This window comes from Nostoc sp. LEGE 12454 (genome assembly GCF_056620565.1).
Genome location: NZ_JBWQXL010000003.1, coordinates 188,152 through 206,327, shown reverse-complemented (window position 1 = coordinate 206,327; position 18,176 = coordinate 188,152). Strand labels below are relative to the sequence as shown.

Sequence of the window (18,176 nt, the reverse complement as noted above, 5' to 3'; positions counted from 1 at the left end):
GTGCCTTACTGAATGAGTGCAGATCAAATGAGGTAATTTTATCTGATGAACGATTTAATCCAAATTCACATAGACCAGGACGACCGATAGTTTTTCCGCGATTAATTATATCAGTGACGGAAACCGCGATCGCATCTGATGTCTTTGCAGAACGTCAAGATAGAGAGTTATTTTCGCTTCTACATCAATGGCGGCATACTGCTAATGAGTTTAATCGGAGATTAGATATTACCGAATTGCGTACATTCACAAACTTGTCACCACAAGAAATCCGTTCGCTATATGAAGCGCTACAGGAATCGAAAGAGTTTAATGATGCACTTAATTTGACTCAACACATCACAACTTTTTTGAAATCAAAATATCCTAAAGGCAGTGGTGATAGTGAAGTTCTCACCCCTTCAAGGAACTACTGACCGGAATCTGTGGGTAGATATTTAACAATCAGCCTGAAAGCACGTTTAAAATTTAAGTAAAGAAATATTTCGTCGCTTACAGGCATGAAACGCATCGTCTTGATTGCTGGGTTTGAATCATTCAACGCTGACTTGTACAGAAAAGCAGCCTTTTTGGCTAACTCTCGCTGTCCTGAGTTGGATATTCGGGTATTTAGCGATCGCGATCTTACCAACAAACGCACTGAGGTAGAAACAGCACTTGATGGCGCTGATGTGTTTTTCGGTAGCCTACTATTTGATTATGACCAGGTTGTGTGGTTGCGCGATCGCATTGCCCAAATTCCCATCCGCCTAGTTTTCGAGTCAGCCTTGGAATTGATGAGTTTAACCAAGCTGGGTGACTTTGCCATTGGCGATAAACCCAAAGGAATGCCCAAACCAGTTAAATTCATCCTCGACAAATTTAGCAACGGACGAGAAGAAGACAAACTCGCTGGTTACATCAGCTTTTTAAAGGTTGGCCCCAAATTACTGAAATACGTCCCAGTGCAAAAAGTCCAAGACTTACGCAACTGGTTAATTATTTATGGTTACTGGAATGCTGGCGGTTCAGAAAACGTCGCTTCATTATTCTGGACACTGGCAGAAAAATACTTAGATTTAAAAGTCGGCGACATTCCCCCGCTAGTCGAAACCCCCAACATCGGATTACTCCACCCCGATTATCAAGGGTTTTTTGAATCACCCCGCGACTATTTAGAATGGTATAAAACCCATTGTAGAGACGCGATTCATCGCGTCTTCCCAAATCACGTCTCCCCAAATCACGTCTCCCCAGTTGTAGGAATTCTCCTCTACCGAAAACACGTCATCACCAAACAACCCTACATTCCCCAACTGATTCGCAGTTTTGAATCAGCCGGGTTAACTCCTTTACCCATCTTCATCAACGGCGTAGAAGGACATGTGGCGGTACGAGATTTAATGACAACCGACCATGAAATTCAGCAACGACAACTAGGTAATATAGAGACTCCCTCACTATCAAGTGAAGCAGTAAAAGTGGATGCGATCGTCTCTACAATTGGCTTTCCTCTAGTGGGTGGCCCGGCTGGTTCAATGGAAGCAGGGCGTCAAGTGGAAGTAGCAAAGCGCATCCTCACTGCCAAAAATGTACCTTATATTGTTGCTGCACCACTATTAATTCAAGATATTTCCTCGTGGACGCGCCAAGGTGTCGGCGGATTGCAAAGTGTAGTGTTGTACGCGTTACCAGAATTGGATGGGGCTATTGATACCATTCCCCTTGGTGGTTTGGTGGGTGAAAATATTTATCTGGTTCCCGAACGGGTAGAGCGATTAATTGGTAGGGTAAAAACTTGGGTGTCTTTGCGGCAAAAACCTGCATCGGAACGCAAGATTGCCATCATTTTATATGGCTTTCCTCCTGGTTATGGTGCTGTGGGTACAGCTGCATTATTAAATGTGCCGCGTAGTTTGCTGAAGTTTCTCCACGCACTTAAAGAACAAGGTTATACCGTGGGAGATTTACCAGAAGATGGGGAAGAATTGATTCGCTGGGTGAAAGAAGCGGATGAAATTGATGATACAAAAAATATCCCCGCGTCCGTTAGCGCCCGTACCTTAGAAAAATGGTTGGGATATCTGCAAACCTCCCGCATCGAAAAACAATGGAAATCTCTCACGGGAACTGGAATTAAAACTTATGGCGACGAATTCCAGATTGGCGGTGTGCAATTAGGAAATGTATGGATAGGTGTACAGCCACCTTTGGGCATACAAGGCGACCCGATGCGTTTAATGTTTGAACGAGATTTAACGCCACATCCCCAATATGCTGCTTATTATAAATGGTTGCAAAATGAGTTTGAAGCTGATGCTGTAGTTCACTTTGGGATGCATGGGACGGTGGAATGGTTGCCTGGTTCTCCGTTGGGTAATACGGGTTATTCTTGGTCGGATATTCTGTTAGGAAATTTGCCTAATCTATATATATATGCGGCGAATAATCCTTCTGAGTCGATGTTGGCAAAACGTCGCGGTTATGGTGTGTTGATTTCTCATAATGTACCGCCTTATGGTCGTGCAGGTTTGTATAAGGAATTGGTGGCGTTGCGAGATTTGATTTCGGAGTATCGGGAAGATCCGCAAAAGAATTATGTGCTGAAGGAAGGGATTTGTAAAAAAATTGTTGATTCTGGGTTGGATGCAGATTGTCCGTTTGAGGATGCTAAACGGTTGGGCATTGCGTTTACTCCGGAGAATGTGCGGATGTTTAGCGGTCATGCTTTTGATGATTATTTGATGGAGTTGTATGAATATTTGCAGGTTTTAGAAAATCGGTTGTTTTCTTCTGGGCTGCATACTTTGGGGGAAAAGCCGAATGAGGAGGAGTTGGGGTCGTATTTGGAGGCTTATTTTGGAGACGAACCGCCTTCGCGCAGCGTCTCGGAGAGAAGACGCCAAGAACGCCAAGACGAAGAAAAGCAAATTACAGATTTGTTGATGCAATCTACGGATGAGTTGACGAATTTGTTAAGGGGGTTGAATGGAGAGTATATTCCGCCTGCGCCTGGTGGGGATTTGTTGCGGGATGGGGCTGGTGTTTTACCTACGGGAAGAAATATTCATGCTTTAGATCCTTATCGGATGCCTTCACCTGCTGCTTATGAACGGGGGCGAGAAATTGCTCAAAAAATTATCGCCCAGCATTTGAATGAACATGGAAAATATCCAGAAACGGTGGCGGTGATGTTATGGGGATTGGATGCAATTAAAACTAAGGGTGAATCTCTGGGGATTCTTTTGGAATTGGTAGGGGCTGAACCTGTTAAGGAAGGAACTGGTAGAATTGTTCGTTATGAATTAAAGCCGTTGGCTGAGGTTGGACATCCCCGCATTGATGTGTTGGGTAATTTATCTGGGATTTTTCGGGATAGTTTTGTAAATATCATCGAATTATTAGATGATTTGTTTCAACGGGCGGCTGATGCTGATGAACCGGACGATCGCAATTTTATTAGAAGACACGCTTTAGCTTTAAAAGCGCAAGGTGTGGAAAATGCATCGGCAAGATTGTTTTCTAATCCGGCGGGTGATTTTGGTTCTTTGGTGAACGATCGCGTGGTTGATGGTAACTGGGAATCTGGTGAGGAGTTGGGCAATACTTGGCAAAGTCGCAATGTATTCAGCTACGGGAGAGAAGATAAAGGTCAAGCTAGACCGGAAGTTTTGAATACGTTGTTAAAAACTAGCGATCGCATTGTCCAAGAAATCGATTCGGTAGAATATGGTTTAACTGATATTCAAGAATATTACGCCAATACTGGCGGTTTGAAAAAGGCAGCAGAAAAACAAGGCGGTAAGAAGGTTACAACCAGTTTTGTGGAAAGTTTCTCGAAGGATACTACACCCCGCAATTTAGATGATTTGCTGCGAATGGAGTATCGCACTAAGTTGGTAAATCCTAAATGGGCGCAAGCGATGGCGAATCAAGGTTCTGGTGGTGCTTTTGAAATTTCCCAACGGATGACAGCGTTGATTGGTTGGGGTGGTACTGCCGATTTTACCGATGATTGGGTTTACGATCAAGCGGCTGATACTTATGCGTTAGATGCAGAGATGGCGGATAAATTACGCAAGGCAAATCCTGAAGCTTTTCGCAATATTTTAGGCAGAATGTTGGAGGCGCATGGGCGGGGTTTCTGGGAAGCTGATGGTGATAAGTTAGATAAATTGCGGCAATTGTATGAGTTAACAGATGAAGAGTTGGAGGGTGTGACGGTTTAGTAAATAGGAATAAATTATGAAGTTTCTGATTACTATCTTTTCAGATGAAGATGGGTTAAGGGAAGACTGAAAAAGGAGATTGCAATGAGTCAGACAATTATTGGAAAGTTTTTCACTATTAACCAGGATGATTTAGAAGATACAACCGAGTACCTTAAACAATTAGGTATGACATTTCATAATGGTATAGAAAATAAATTGTTACATATAGAATTGAAACAACTACCGGCAATATTGTTCAAGTTAGAGCAAAGGGGGTGCTTGGAGATTTACTCAAGGGAAGCATGGGATATCATAAAAATTTCCGTTGAGGGTGTAGTTTTATATATTTGTGCAGAATATGGAGATGGTTATGTCTTTTTACCCAAAGAGAATATAGTTTCTATCCATACTATAGAGGAAGAGTTTTTAGATGCGATCGCGCGAATCAACTACGAAAAATAAAAGCAACATATTTTGATAAGCAAGCATCAATCGACACTTCAGCCACTAAATAAAAAACAATTTATAGCTTAATATCTTAATTAAGGTAAAATATAAACTTTGGTTATGAAGCATCCAACAATGGAAAATTCTTTTACTGCTGTATATGAAAAGTTAGATGATTGGTATATCGGCTACGTTCAAGAGTTACCCGGCGCTAATGTCCAAGAGAGAACTCTGGAAGAAGCTAGAGAAAGCCTACGGGAAGCGATAGAGTTAATTCTAATCTCAAATCGGGAACTTGCAGAGCAGCAACTTTCCGGTAAAGATGTCGTCCGCGAACAGATTAATGTCAAATTATAGTGAAAAGACGTGAATTGATTCGCCATTTGGAAAAGAACGGCTGTTTGTTTCTTCGAGAGGGTGGAAGGCATACGATTTATTACAATCCATCAAACAACAGAACCTCGGCAGTTCCAAGACATACTGAGATTGTTGAGATTCTAGCTATCAAGATTTGCAAAGATTTAGAGATTTCCCCACCCTAGTGTTGTATATGAAGCATAAAGCCTTCTCTTGTCCTTCCGTTCGGGACGCTGCGCGAACAAAAACGATTTGTTATATTTTCCCATGACGAGCAGAAAATCTTTTGTATAAAAACGTACTATTAACATACTTTCTGCTGCCTGTATCAATCGCAACGCTACTCGCGGCAATTTCAACAATCAATTCGGGAGATCCTTCAATGTAACCGTCACTACTCAAACGGGTTTGTCTGTTTGCGTCTCAATACGTTTCGGTTAAGACAAGAGACGCGATAAATCGCCGTCTCTACAAAGGACTGATTTTTGTAAAGACGGCGATTTATCGCGTCTTTGCGATCTAGGGCATACGATCAAAAAACCTTATGCGAACCTTATTGAGAGTTAGGCGATCGCCACTTTCAAGCGGAGGCAGATGTCTTTGGGGTGAGTACTCTCTAACCATTTGCCAATCCTTGGAGTTGCCGAATATTTCTGACTTTAGCAAACCTCAGTTATCAGTTAGAATTTATTGATTTGCTGCTTTCCTCAAATTCCAAAAATCATAAAACGTAATGTTAATTGTCATCTTATGTTCTTCTGTGCGATCGCTTACTCGCCCAAGTTAGGCATCGCCGATAATTGATGCTGCATAACAAAGCCCAACTAGCTATCATTAGCTAAGTGGTATGCCAGATACATTGACGGCAATACCATTTAGTTAGCAGTCTTTATCAACTGCTTACACTCGCACCCATAAAAATTAGTTTGATCCACTTTCTATTCCCTACTTTCTATTGTGATACGCATTGGCTAAAAGTACTTTAAGTAAGTACGGGGTGCAAAAAATACAAAAATTTCTTTAAGGATTAAGATTAAGGATACGGCTATGGCAACCGAACAGTTAACTAGAGACAGTGATAATCTAGATTTAAATCAGCTACTAAGAACGCTGAATGCTGTTAAACAAGGTGATTTCTCTGCTCGGATGCCCATAGACCATACTGGTGTGGCGGGGAAAATAGCTGATACGCTCAATGATATTATTGATAAAAATGAGCGGATGGCGGCCGAACTACAACGCATTGGTAATGTTGTCGGCAAAGAAGGCAAAATTGCCGATCGCGCCTCTCTCGGAGATGTTCGAGGTTCTTGGTCAGATTGTGTTACTTCTGTCAATACTCTAATTACAGATTTAGTTCAGCCAACAGCTGAAACTACTCGGGTAATTCGGTCAGTCGCCAATGGTGACTTATCGCAAACGATCGCTACAGAAATTGATGGCAGACCTCTGCAAGGCGAGTTTCTCCAAACTGCTAATATCGTTAACACGATGGTAGATCGGCTTGGTTCCTTTGCATCGGAAGTAACGCGGGTGGCGCGTGAGGTGGGAACCGAAGGGAAGTTGGGCGTTCAAGCCGAAGTGCAAGGTGTGGCTGGCACTTGGAAAGATTTGACTGATAACGTTAACTTGATGGCGGGTAATCTCACCGGACAAGTTCGCAACATTGCCGAAGTTGCAACTGCGATCGCAAATGGTGACTTATCCAAAAAAATCACTGTCAATGTCAAAGGCGAAATTCTAGAACTAAAAAACACCGTTAACACGATGGTGGATCAACTTAATTCCTTTGCAAGTGAAGTAACGCGGGTTGCGCGTGAGGTGGGAACTGAAGGGAAGTTGGGCGTACAAGCAGAAGTTAAAGGAGTTGCAGGTACTTGGAAGGATTTGACTGATAACGTTAACTTGATGGCTGGAAATTTGACTGCCCAAGTGCGTAACATTGCAGAAGTAACAACGGCGGTAGCGAATGGCGACTTATCCAAGAAAATCACTGTTGATGTCAAAGGCGAAATTTTAGAGTTGAAAAACACCGTCAACATCATGGTGGATCAACTTAATTCCTTTGCATCAGAAGTAACAAGAGTTGCGCGTGAAGTGGGTGCAGAAGGAAAATTAGGCGGTCAAGCAGAAGTGCGCGGGGTAGCGGGTACGTGGAAAGACCTTACCGACAGCGTGAATTTTATGGCGGGAAGCTTGACGGCACAGGTGCGGAACATTGCCGAAGTTACAACTGCGGTAGCCAATGGCGACTTATCTAAGAAAATCACCGTCGATGTGAAAGGCGAAATTCTGGAGTTGAAAAATACCATCAATACAATGGTGGATCAGCTTAATTCCTTTGCATCAGAAGTGACAAGAGTTGCCCGTGAAGTGGGAACTGAAGGGAAGTTAGGCGTGCAAGCAGAAGTGCGGGGAGTGGCGGGGACTTGGAAAGATTTAACTGATAACGTTAACTTAATGGCGGGTAATCTCACCGGACAGGTGCGAAATATTGCCGAAGTTGCCACTGCGATCGCAAATGGCGATCTATCTAAAAAAATCACCGTCGATGTCAGAGGTGAAATTTTTGAACTCAAGAATACCATCAATATAATGGTGGATCAACTCAGTTCCTTTGCAAGTGAAGTAACAAGGGTTGCTCGTGAAGTTGGCAGTGAAGGTAAACTGGGTGTGCAAGCCGATGTGCGCGGCGTGGCTGGCACTTGGAAAGATTTAACTGACAGCGTAAACTTCATGGCAGGAAGTTTAACGGCACAGGTGCGGAATATTGCCGAAGTAACTACGGCGGTTGCAACAGGCGACTTATCCAAGAAAATCACCGTTGATGTAAAAGGTGAAATTCTGGAACTCAAAAACACCATTAATACAATGGTGGATCAACTTAATTCCTTTGCATCAGAAGTAACAAGGGTTGCTCGTGAGGTAGGAAGTGAAGGTAAACTGGGCGTGCAAGCAGAAGTGCGTGGCGTGGCTGGTACTTGGAAAGATTTAACCGACAGCGTGAATTTCATGGCGGGAAGCTTGACAGCGCAGGTGCGGAATATTGCCGAAGTAACTACGGCGGTTGCAACAGGCGACTTATCCAAGAAAATCACCGTCGATGTTAAAGGTGAAATTCTGGAGTTGAAAAATACCATTAATACAATGGTGGATCAACTCAGTTCCTTTGCATCGGAAGTGACGCGAGTTGCGCGTGAGGTGGGAACTGAAGGTAAATTGGGTGTACAAGCGGAAGTGAAAGACGTTGCTGGTACTTGGAAAGATTTAACTGACAGCGTGAACTTCATGGCGGGAAGCTTGACGGCACAGGTGCGGAACATTGCCGAAGTGACAACTGCGATCGCCAATGGTGATTTATCTAAGAAAATTACTGTTGCCGTCAAAGGCGAAATTCTGGAGTTGAAAAATACCATCAATATAATGGTGGATCAACTCAACTCCTTTGCAAGTGAAGTGACGCGAGTTGCCCGTGAGGTGGGAAGCGAGGGTAAGCTAGGCGTACAAGCAGATGTGCGCGGCGTAGCTGGAACTTGGAAAGATTTAACCGACAGTGTGAACTTCATGGCGGGAAGCTTAACGGCACAGGTGCGAAACATTGCTACAGTCACAACGGCGGTGGCAAATGGTGACTTATCTAAGAAAATTTCCGTTGATGTCAAAGGCGAAATATTGGAACTCAAGAACACTATCAATACGATGGTGGATCAACTCAACTCCTTTGCAAGTGAAGTAACGCGGGTGGCGCGGGAGGTGGGAACTGAAGGTAAATTGGGCGTACAAGCAGAAGTTAAGGGAGTAGCCGGGACTTGGAAGGATCTCACCGAAAGTGTAAACTTCATGGCGGGAAGCTTGACGGCACAGGTGCGGAACATTGCCGAAGTTACCACGGCGGTAGCTAACGGCGACTTATCCAAGAAAATCACTGTCGATGTGAAAGGTGAAATTCAGGAACTCAAAAACACCATTAATACAATGGTGGATCAACTAAATTCTTTTGCATCAGAAGTTACCAGGGTTGCCCGTGAGGTGGGAACGGAAGGTAAATTGGGCGTGCAAGCTTACGTCAGAGGAGTTGCAGGTACTTGGAAAGATTTAACAGACAACGTGAACTCGATGGCGGGGAACCTCACTGGACAAGTTCGCAACATCGCGGAAGTTACCAAAGCGGTAGCGAATGGCGACTTATCTAAAAAAATTACCGTCGATGCCAAAGGCGAAATTTTAGACTTGAAGAACACCACCAACACAATGGTGGATCAACTCAGTTCCTTTGCAAGTGAAGTAACACGGGTGGCGCGAGAAGTGGGAACTGAAGGTAAGTTGGGTGGACAAGCGCAAGTCCAAGGTGTTGCAGGGACTTGGAAAGATTTAACAGACAACGTTAACTCGATGGCGGGTAACTTAACGGCACAAGTGCGCGGTATTGCCAGAGTTGTAACGGCGGTTGCTAACGGTGACTTGAAACGGAAACTGATGTTAGATGCTAAGGGAGAAATTGAAACCTTGGCAGAGACAATCAACGAGATGATTGATACTCTAGCGACATTTGCCAATCAGGTAACTACAGTAGCGCGGGAAGTGGGAATTGAAGGGAAGTTAGGCGGACAAGCTAGAGTACCTGGTGCGGCTGGAACTTGGAAAGATTTGACGGATAATGTGAACGAACTTGCTGCTACACTGACAACTCAGTTGCGAGCGATCGCTGAAGTTGCTACAGCTGTAACTAAAGGTGATTTAACTCGTTCAATTGCCGTCGAAGCACTAGGCGAAGTTGCCATCCTCAAAGACAACATCAACCAGATGATTGCTAATCTGCGCGAGACAACGCAGAAAAACACCGAACAAGATTGGTTGAAAACTAACCTAGCCAAGTTTACCCGAATGCTGCAAGGTCAGCGAGACTTGGAAACCGTATCTAAACTAATTCTCTCAGAACTCGCACCCTTGGTAGGAGCGCAACACGGCGTATTCTTTTTGATGGAGTCTGTTGAACATACACCATATTTGAAACTAATCAGTAGCTACGCTTACCGCGAACGCAGACATCTAGCTAACCGCTTCCACTTGGGTGAAGGTTTGGTGGGACAATGCGCTTTAGAAAAAGAGCGAATTCTGCTGACGGAAGTACCCAACGATTATGTCAAAATTTCCTCTGGTTTAGGAGAAGCCACGCCCCTGAATGCCGTGGTGTTACCTGTACTCTTTGAAGGACAAGTGACAGCAGTGATTGAATTAGCATCCTTCCGCCGCTTTAGCGAAATTCATCTAACATTCTTCGACCAGCTTACCGAAAGTATCGCGATCGTCCTCAACACGATCGCAGCATCGATGCGAACTGAAGAATTACTCAAGCAATCGCAATCTTTAGCTGAAGAACTCCAAACCCAGCAAAGCGAACTCCGCGAAACCAACAAACGCCTAGAACAACAAGCCCAATCACTCAAAACCTCTGAAGATTTACTCAAAGGACAGCAAGAGGAACTGCAACAAACCAACGCCGAATTAGAAGAAAAAGCAGAGTTGTTGGCGATGCAGAAGAAAGAAGTCGAGCGCAAAAATCGGGAAATTGAACAAGCAAGACTGTCTTTAGAAGATAAAGCCGAACAACTCGCCCTTTCCTCAAAATACAAATCAGAATTTCTCGCCAATATGTCCCATGAACTGCGGACACCGCTAAATAGCTTGTTAATTTTGGCGAAATTGTTAACAGATAATATCGATCGCAACCTCACCGCCAAGCAAGTCGAATACAGCCAAACTATTTACTCAGCCGGTACTGACTTGTTAGCGTTAATCAATGACATTCTGGATCTCGCTAAAATTGAATCTGGAACCATGTCCATTGACATGACTCAAATGCCATTGACAGACTTGGGCGAACAGATTGAGCGCACCTTCCGGCAAATCGCTCAGAGCAAAGGACTTGGTTTCGCAATTGAATTTACTCCCGAATTACCAAACAGCATTTATACAGATGTCAAACGTATACAACAGGTATTGAAAAATCTCCTCTCCAACGCTTTTAAATTTACAGAGCATGGGGAGGTACGCTTACGAATTGCGGTAGCCAAGCTAGGGTGGAGCAACGACAACGAAACCTTAAATCGTGCCCAGCTTGTGATTGCTTTCTCAGTCAGCGATACAGGCATTGGCATTGCCCTCGAAAAACAGAAAGTGATTTTTGAAGCATTCCAGCAAGCCGATGGCTCTACCAGTCGGAGATATGGCGGCACAGGATTGGGCTTATCAATTAGCCGCGAAATCGCCCGTCTCTTCGGCGGCGAAATTAAACTAATGAGTCAACCCGGTGAAGGTAGCACCTTTACATTCTATCTACCACAATTAAGTGCTGTTAGCGATAGCGGGGCGTTTAGCCCGTCACGAGCGTTGAATCCTGAGTTGATATCGCCACAACCCACTCCCTACTCCTCACTCCCCACTCAGCACTCCCCACTCATAAATGACGATCGCACTACTATTGAAAGAGGCGATCGCGTGTTACTAATTGTCGAAGATGACGTTAATTTTGCGCGTATCCTTTTAGATATGGCGCAACAACAAGGATTCAAGGTGATAGCTGCCCAAACGGGTAGTACGGGTTTGATGTTAGCGCAGCAATTCCTACCTTCAGCCATTTTGTTAGATATCCGGTTGCCAGAAATGGATGGTTGGACGGTATTGGATCGTCTGAAACATGACCCAAATACCCGTCACATCCCCGTACATATTATGACCGTTGAGGAAGGAAAACAGCGCGGTTTACAACTAGGTGCGATCGCATATCTGCAAAAGCCCTTAACCAGCGAGACAATATCCGAGGCGTTAACCAAAATTAAAGGTTTTGTTGAGCGCCAAGTCAAAAATTTATTAGTAGTAGAAGACGACGACACTCAACGGCTAAGTATTGTTGAGTTAATTGGTAATAGCGATGTTTCGACCACTGCTGTGGCTGACGGTGCAACTGCTCTAGAAGCTATTCGCACCCAGCATTTTGATTGCCTTGTCCTCGATTTAGGGCTACCCGACATGACCGGGTTTGAGCTAATTGAGCAGATCAAGCTTTTACCTAACGGTAAAACTTTACCAATTATTGTCTATACAGGTAGAGAAATTAGCAAAGCTCAAGAAACAGAACTCAGACGGATTGCCGAAACAATCATTATTAAAGATGTGCGATCGCCCGAACGTCTCCTTGATGAAACAGCATTATTTTTACACCGAGTCCAAGCAAATTTACCTGAACCGAAGCGACAAATACTCGAACAGCTGCATTCCATAGACTACTTACTTACTGGCAAAAAAGCGCTAATTGTAGACGACGATATGCGGAATATCTTCGCCCTTACCAGTATGCTGGAGCGTTATCAAATAGAGGTTTTATATGCTGAAAATGGTAGAGAGGGGATTACCCTGTTAGAAAATACACCAGATATTGATGTGGTGTTGATGGATGTCATGATGCCAGAAATGGATGGCTACGAAACAACACGCACGATCCGCCAAAACGAGCGATTTAAATCTTTGCCAATTATTGCGCTGACTGCTAAAGCTATGCAAGGCGATCGCGAGAAGTGTATTGAAGCTGGTGCATCAGACTACATCACCAAACCCGTAGATACTGAGCAATTGCTGTCTCTGTTGCGTGTTTGGCTATATCGTTAACGGAATAATTCGTAATTACAGCAGTTTTCATGTATTGGAACTAATACGCTTGGGTTAGCGCCAAAAATCTTAAACTGTGTAGGTTGGGTTGAGGAAGGAAACCCAACATTTCCTGGGCTTTGTTGGGTTGCGCTTTGCTTAACCCAACCTACAATTTTTCACAAAGCCAAGCGTATTGGTATTGGAACCACAGCTGTCGTAGGGGCGCAAAGCCTTACGCTCCTACCGCGCGATCTATTTACTTGAAAATAGCTGCAAATGGTATCAGTGTGGGTAGTTCACATACATTACCTTGGGCAGATGAAATTTAGATGATATCAGGTTCGGATAATTTAGTTATGCTGACTCAAAAACCAAAAGTAAGCTAAAATTCAAGCAGAGTAAGCATTTCCCGCTCAAAAACTCCCCATGTTTGATAACCTGCAAACCCAAATTTACCAACTAGAACAATTTGCCAACAGCCTCGTCTCTAATCAGCTGACACACCTTAGCGTGGTGAGTATTGCTATCATCTTTGCCGCTGGCTTGCTCACTAGTCTCACGCCCTGTATGCTTTCTATGCTGCCAATTACCATTGGTTACATCGGCGGTTATGAAGCCAAAAGCCGCTTGCAAGCAGCTGCTCAATCAACTTGGTTTGCTTTAGGTTTAGCAACTACACTAGCAGGGATGGGCATCATAGCAGGTTTTGTCGGAAAAGTCTATGGTCAAGTGGGAATTGGTTTGCCGATTATCGTCAGCATTATCGCCATTCTCATGGGACTGAACTTATTAGAAGCACTGCCTCTGCAATTTCCATCTTTGAATGAAACGAATTGGATTTCGCCAGATTTGCCAGCAGGATTGCGTTCTTATTTGCTGGGACTGACTTTCGGCTTGGTCGCATCCCCTTGTAGCACGCCTGTTTTAGCGAGTTTGCTGGGTTGGATTGCCAATACACAAGACTTAATTTTAGGTGCTGTTTTGCTACTTTCTTATACAGCCGGTTATGTAGCACCGTTGATTTTGGCAGGTACTTTTACAGCTTCAATTAAAAAATTACTGGAATTGCGTCGCTGGTCTGGCTGGATTAACCCAGTTAGTGGGGCGCTGTTGGTAGGATTCGGTGTATTTTCCTTAATTTCTCGGATTCCCCTTGGCAGTTTTTAATATCAATACATTGTTAGCTTTTACACCTAATGACTTTAGAAGATTCAGCGTCCAAAGAATTAAAATGGTGGGCGATACCTGGGCAGTTCTTACGTCAAGAGCTTTTGCCCGTACTGACCAACTTACGATTAGCGATCGCACTACTGCTATTGATTGCCATCTTTAGCTCCACTGGTACTGTAATCGAGCAAGGTCAGTCACCCGCATTTTACCAAGCCAACTACCCAGAACATCCAGCTTTATTTGGTTTCTTAACTTGGAAGGTAATTCAAGTAGTTGGATTAGACCACGTATATCGTACCTGGTGGTTTCTAGCATTACTCATTTTATTTGGCACTAGCTTAACTGCTTGTTCTTTTACTCGTCAGTTACCAGCCTTAAAAGCTGCCCAGCGCTGGAAATATTACGACGAACCACGACAATTTCAAAAATTAGCTTTAAGTGCAGAACTAGATACTGGTTCCCTAAATTCCCTCAGCGAAATATTACAAAAACACCGCTATAAAATTTTTCCAAATCGAGAAAAAGAAAATCTCCTTTACGCCCGCAAAGGAATAGTTGGACGCATCGGCCCAATTATCGTTCATATTGGCATCGTCGGTATTTTGCTAGGGGGAATTTGGGGGGCAATGACTGGGTTTCTGGCTCAGGAAATGGTTGCCAGTGGCGATACATTTCAAGTGACAAATATTGTCGATGCTGGCCCGTTAGCAGCAAAAATCTCGAAAGATTGGTCTGTGCGCGTCAATCGTTTTTGGATTGATTACACTCCATCTGGTGGCATCAATCAATTTTATTCAGATATGTCTGTCTTGAATAATCAGGGCAAGGAAGTTGACCACAAAAAGATTTTTGTCAACGAGCCTCTGCGCTATCATGGCATAACTTTCTATCAAACTGATTGGGGAATTGCAGGTGTTCGCGTCCAATTTAACAACAGCCCGATTTTTCAGCTACCAATGGCGCAATTGAACACCAACGGTAACGGGCGCATTTGGGGAACCTGGGTTCCGACTAAACCGGATTTGAGTGAGGGTGTCTCCCTGTTAGCCAAAGACTTGCAAGGGATGGTATTGATTTATGATGCCACTGGCAAACTTGTTGATACAGTGCGCGCGGGGATGTTCACCGAAGTTAATGGCGTGAAGCTGAAAATTCTAGATGTCATTGGTAGCACAGGCTTACAAATTAAAGCCGATCCAGGCATACCAATTGTTTACACAGGGTTTGGCTTGCTCATGCTGGGCGTAGTGATGAGTTACTTCTCACACTCGCAAATATGGGCATTGCAAAAAGGCGATCGCTTGTATGTAGGTGGCAAAACTAATCGCGCCCAAGTTGCTTTTGAACAAGAAGTTTTGGAGATTTTAGATCGGCTGAGTTCACAGCCAAAAGGTGAGGAGAAAGAGGCGGCGATTGAAGTTTAAACACAGAAGGGCGCAAAGGAAATCGCAGAGGTACGCAGAAGATTACTTTGCGTACCTTTGCGTTAACCTCTGCGTCCCTTTGCGTTTCAAAGTTATTTACAATTAATTACGTCCACACGCCTACAAATTGGAAAATTACTAGAGGTATTTATTAAACATTGGAACAAAAGATTTCTATGTCTGCTCAACTTCAATCTCAGGGACGGGTTTGCCTTCTACCTTTAATCGCTATCTTGTTGAGTATTGCTTCTTGCGCTGCCGAGCAAAAAAACATAAAGCGTATTTCTCTTATTGGTACTGGGGCAAGTTTTCCCGCACCTTTGTACGAGCGTTGGCTTTCAGATTACAACCAGCAAAATCCTAATATAGAAATTAACTATCAAGCTATAGGAAGCAGTGCTGGAGTGCAACAGCTCATCGACGGTACTGTAGATTTTGCAGCTAGTGATGTGGGAATTACAAGTGAACAAGCAGCCAAGATAAAACGGGGAGTCATTGCTTTGCCAATAACTGCTGGTTCTATTGTGCTAGCTTATAACCTCACACCAGTTGCACGGCAATCGCCTCAAGTGAATGTACCAACTGCTCTCAGGCTACCACGCCAAGTTTACGTAGATATCTTTCTCGGAAAAATTAAGAATTGGAATCATCCTAGAATAGCCGCAGCTAATTCAGGTGTAAATTTGCCCGATTTACCAATTCAAGTTGTACACCGAACTGATGGTAGTGGAACTACAAGCGTGTTCACGCAACACCTAAGCGCCATCAGTCCAGAATGGAAAAGCAAAATTGGGGCTGGTAAATCTGTAGCATGGCGAGTAGGAGTTGGTGGAAAGGGTAACGAAGGTGTTACCGCCCTGATTCAACAGATACCAGGAGCTATTGGCTATGTAGAATACATTTATGCCAAACAAAATAAACTTCCTGTGGCTGCTTTAGAAAATAAATCTGGCAATTATATTACGCCGACACCAGAATCCGTAGCACAAACTTTAGAAGCAGTGAAATTACCAGGTGATAACTTGATTGCTTTTATCACCGATCCTACAGGTGCCCAGTCTTATCCCATTGTCACTTACAGCTGGCTTTTAACTTATCACCAATATCCCAACCGAGTCAAAGCTCAAGCACTGAAAAACTTTGTGAATTGGGCTGTGATTGACGGGCAAAAATCCAGTTTGGAACTTGGATATATTCCTTTATCAAAAAAAGTTGTGCTTCAAGTGCAATCTGCTGTTAAGCAGATTGCAGAATAAATATAGCAGTTCTCCTTGGGATGCAACATAGACTAAATGGTTGAACTCAAAGGAAAAAAGGAAGTCTGATTTAATACAGCTCCCTAATTAGCAGAAGCTAAGAGAAGAATCACCTACTCTTACCTGCTAATAGACATCTCCGAAAAAGAATATCAAAGCCTTGTGCTGTCAGGGTCAATATCTCATTGCCAAAGATGTCTAATGGTTTACAGCAACTCAAATACTGAGGAGTCAAACGATTGCTTTTGTGTCATATTTTATGATGCTGCGTGTACCTCGCAAACCTTTTTATTTTTCTTTGCTACCCCAATTTATTGAGCGAATACGCTGAAATTATGCTACATTTTTCCTGCCAATGGATAGCTGGAAACTGAAATAATTTTTGTGATTCTATCTTTAATTCGTTCATCAAGCTTCTAACTGCTTGATAAATTTTATACTCTTAATTCCAGACCCCTGGAAATATACGTTACATTTAATACTTGGTATTAAATATTGGTTGCAGATATCCTTTTAAAATAATCGTCAAATGATTGATTAGCAATTTTAATGAGATATCTCATCAAGTTGAATTCTCATATAAAACAGTATTTTATTTGCAATTAAAATTACTTTATACTTAAATATAATTTTTAGCGATCGCTTGTTTTTGATCTGACCTCACAAAATCGCGTTGCTCCCGATTGCGTTTCTTTATAAACTTTGTAAAGAATAAAAAACTTTTTAGCAAGCCAATAATCATTACAGTTTTATTATGAAATAGTAAACAGCTAATAACTTCATTTCTAGTTAACTGAAGTTTAGTGCTGTTATTGGTGGAGGGTGCAATGTCCGGTGGTTTGCATTTTGCTCCTTAGAGTGCTTTGGCTAGGAATTGTGCGCTTGCTCAATTAACACCAGATAGCGCTTTTTCCAATACTTATAAGCTTCTAAATTAATGGAAGTCACTGCCAGACCCTGCTCAAATAGCACTTTTTTCATTGATATTCCTATTATTATCTGGAGGCTATTGCTATGTTCAGCGAGCAAGCTTACTTGCTAGCATACCCTGAGGTAGCGGCGGCTGTTAATGCTGGCTCTTTTACCTCAGGACTACAACACTACGATCAGTTTGGACAATTTGAGAAGAATCGCTTTGGCTTTTTTTTAGGAACCAACGCCAATGACACCATAACTGGTTTTGGTGAAGGTAACAAACTCATCGCTGGAGTTGGTTTCGACGTTTTATCAAATGGAGCAACAGTTGCTGGAGTCGGTCAGATTGATACCCTAATTGGCACCCAAGGGACGGATGTATTCGTCCTTGGCTATTCCAATTTGTCTTCATTAACCTCCACACCTCAACAATTTTACGTTGGTGGTGGTAATACAGATTATGCTTTAATCCAGAACTTTAAGCGAGCCAGTGACATGATTGTGCTAGAAGGAGCACCACAGAATTACACTTCTCAAGTAATAAACGGAAGTTTAAACATCTCTACATCATCGGGAGACTTAGTTGGTATTGTGGAAGGGGTTACTTCTTTGATGCCGGTTTCGGGTGATTTGATTGACATTACAAGATTCAACATTCCAATTAATGCTATTGGACAGTTTTCTGTTTTTTTATAATGCAATGTACGACTTACTTGGCGACAAGATTGTCAGACTGTAACAGTTTTTGAGTATTAGAATGCTCTTCGCTC

General features: G+C 43.1%; 10 protein-coding genes. All 10 read left to right on the top strand.

Features of this window, described 5'->3' with window-relative positions; translation table 11 throughout:
- Positions 1-113: 113 nt before the first annotated feature.
- The 10 genes from AC1F2U_RS04975 (at position 114) to AC1F2U_RS04930 (ending at position 18,102) form a co-directional block, all read left to right on the top strand.
- The gene (locus tag AC1F2U_RS04975; RefSeq protein WP_480260090.1) at positions 114-416 is read left to right on the top strand and encodes a hypothetical protein; all 303 of its coding nucleotides are present in this window, start codon (positions 114-116) and stop codon (positions 414-416) included.
- Between the two features lie 84 nt (positions 417-500).
- A complete protein-coding gene (gene bchH / locus AC1F2U_RS04970) occupies positions 501-4,208 on the top strand; it encodes a magnesium chelatase subunit H (RefSeq protein ID WP_480260089.1) in 3,708 nt (1,235 codons plus the stop codon).
- Between the two features lie 84 nt (positions 4,209-4,292).
- Positions 4,293-4,652: a hypothetical protein gene (locus AC1F2U_RS04965; RefSeq protein ID WP_480260088.1), complete on the top strand. Its 360-nt coding sequence runs from the start codon at positions 4,293-4,295 to the stop codon at positions 4,650-4,652.
- A 105-nt stretch (positions 4,653-4,757) separates the two neighbouring features.
- Positions 4,758-4,994 (top strand): type II toxin-antitoxin system HicB family antitoxin, encoded by a 237-nt coding sequence (locus AC1F2U_RS04960; RefSeq protein WP_480260087.1) that lies wholly within the window; start codon positions 4,758-4,760, stop codon positions 4,992-4,994.
- Positions 4,994-5,179, top strand: a complete 186-nt coding sequence (locus AC1F2U_RS04955; RefSeq protein WP_194043187.1) for a type II toxin-antitoxin system HicA family toxin — start codon at positions 4,994-4,996, stop codon at positions 5,177-5,179. Before AC1F2U_RS04960 ends, AC1F2U_RS04955 begins: the two co-directional genes overlap by 1 nt.
- 862 nt (positions 5,180-6,041) lie before the next feature.
- Positions 6,042-12,659, top strand: coding sequence for a HAMP domain-containing protein (locus tag AC1F2U_RS04950; protein ID WP_480260086.1), 6,618 nt, complete (start codon positions 6,042-6,044; stop codon positions 12,657-12,659).
- 408 nt (positions 12,660-13,067) lie between these two features.
- Positions 13,068-13,808, top strand: a complete 741-nt coding sequence (locus AC1F2U_RS04945) for a cytochrome c biogenesis protein CcdA (protein WP_480260085.1) — start codon at positions 13,068-13,070, stop codon at positions 13,806-13,808.
- A 29-nt stretch (positions 13,809-13,837) separates the two neighbouring features.
- Positions 13,838-15,235, top strand: coding sequence for a cytochrome c biogenesis protein (locus AC1F2U_RS04940; RefSeq protein ID WP_480260084.1), 1,398 nt, complete (start codon positions 13,838-13,840; stop codon positions 15,233-15,235).
- 176 nt (positions 15,236-15,411) lie between these two features.
- The gene (gene pstS / locus AC1F2U_RS04935; protein ID WP_480260083.1) at positions 15,412-16,491 is read left to right on the top strand and encodes a phosphate ABC transporter substrate-binding protein PstS; all 1,080 of its coding nucleotides are present in this window, start codon (positions 15,412-15,414) and stop codon (positions 16,489-16,491) included.
- A gap of 1,014 nt (positions 16,492-17,505) precedes the next feature.
- A complete protein-coding gene (locus tag AC1F2U_RS04930; RefSeq protein WP_480260082.1) occupies positions 17,506-18,102 on the top strand; it encodes a hypothetical protein in 597 nt (198 codons plus the stop codon).
- The last annotated feature ends 74 nt before the right edge of the window (positions 18,103-18,176 follow it).

Excerpts from the sequence above, each read along its gene's own strand:
- bchH (WP_480260089.1), top strand. The coding sequence starts at position 501 with ATGAAACGCATCGTCTTGATTGCTGGGTTTGAATCATTCAACGCTGAC.
- AC1F2U_RS04950 (WP_480260086.1), top strand. The coding sequence starts at position 6,042 with ATGGCAACCGAACAGTTAACTAGAGACAGTGATAATCTAGATTTAAAT.
- AC1F2U_RS04930 (WP_480260082.1), top strand. The coding sequence starts at position 17,506 with ATGTTCAGCGAGCAAGCTTACTTGCTAGCATACCCTGAGGTAGCGGCG.
- AC1F2U_RS04945 (WP_480260085.1), top strand. The coding sequence starts at position 13,068 with ATGTTTGATAACCTGCAAACCCAAATTTACCAACTAGAACAATTTGCC.
- AC1F2U_RS04940 (WP_480260084.1), top strand. The coding sequence starts at position 13,838 with ATGACTTTAGAAGATTCAGCGTCCAAAGAATTAAAATGGTGGGCGATA.
- AC1F2U_RS04965 (WP_480260088.1), top strand. The coding sequence starts at position 4,293 with ATGAGTCAGACAATTATTGGAAAGTTTTTCACTATTAACCAGGATGAT.
- AC1F2U_RS04960 (WP_480260087.1), top strand. The coding sequence starts at position 4,758 with ATGAAGCATCCAACAATGGAAAATTCTTTTACTGCTGTATATGAAAAG.
- pstS (WP_480260083.1), top strand. The coding sequence starts at position 15,412 with ATGTCTGCTCAACTTCAATCTCAGGGACGGGTTTGCCTTCTACCTTTA.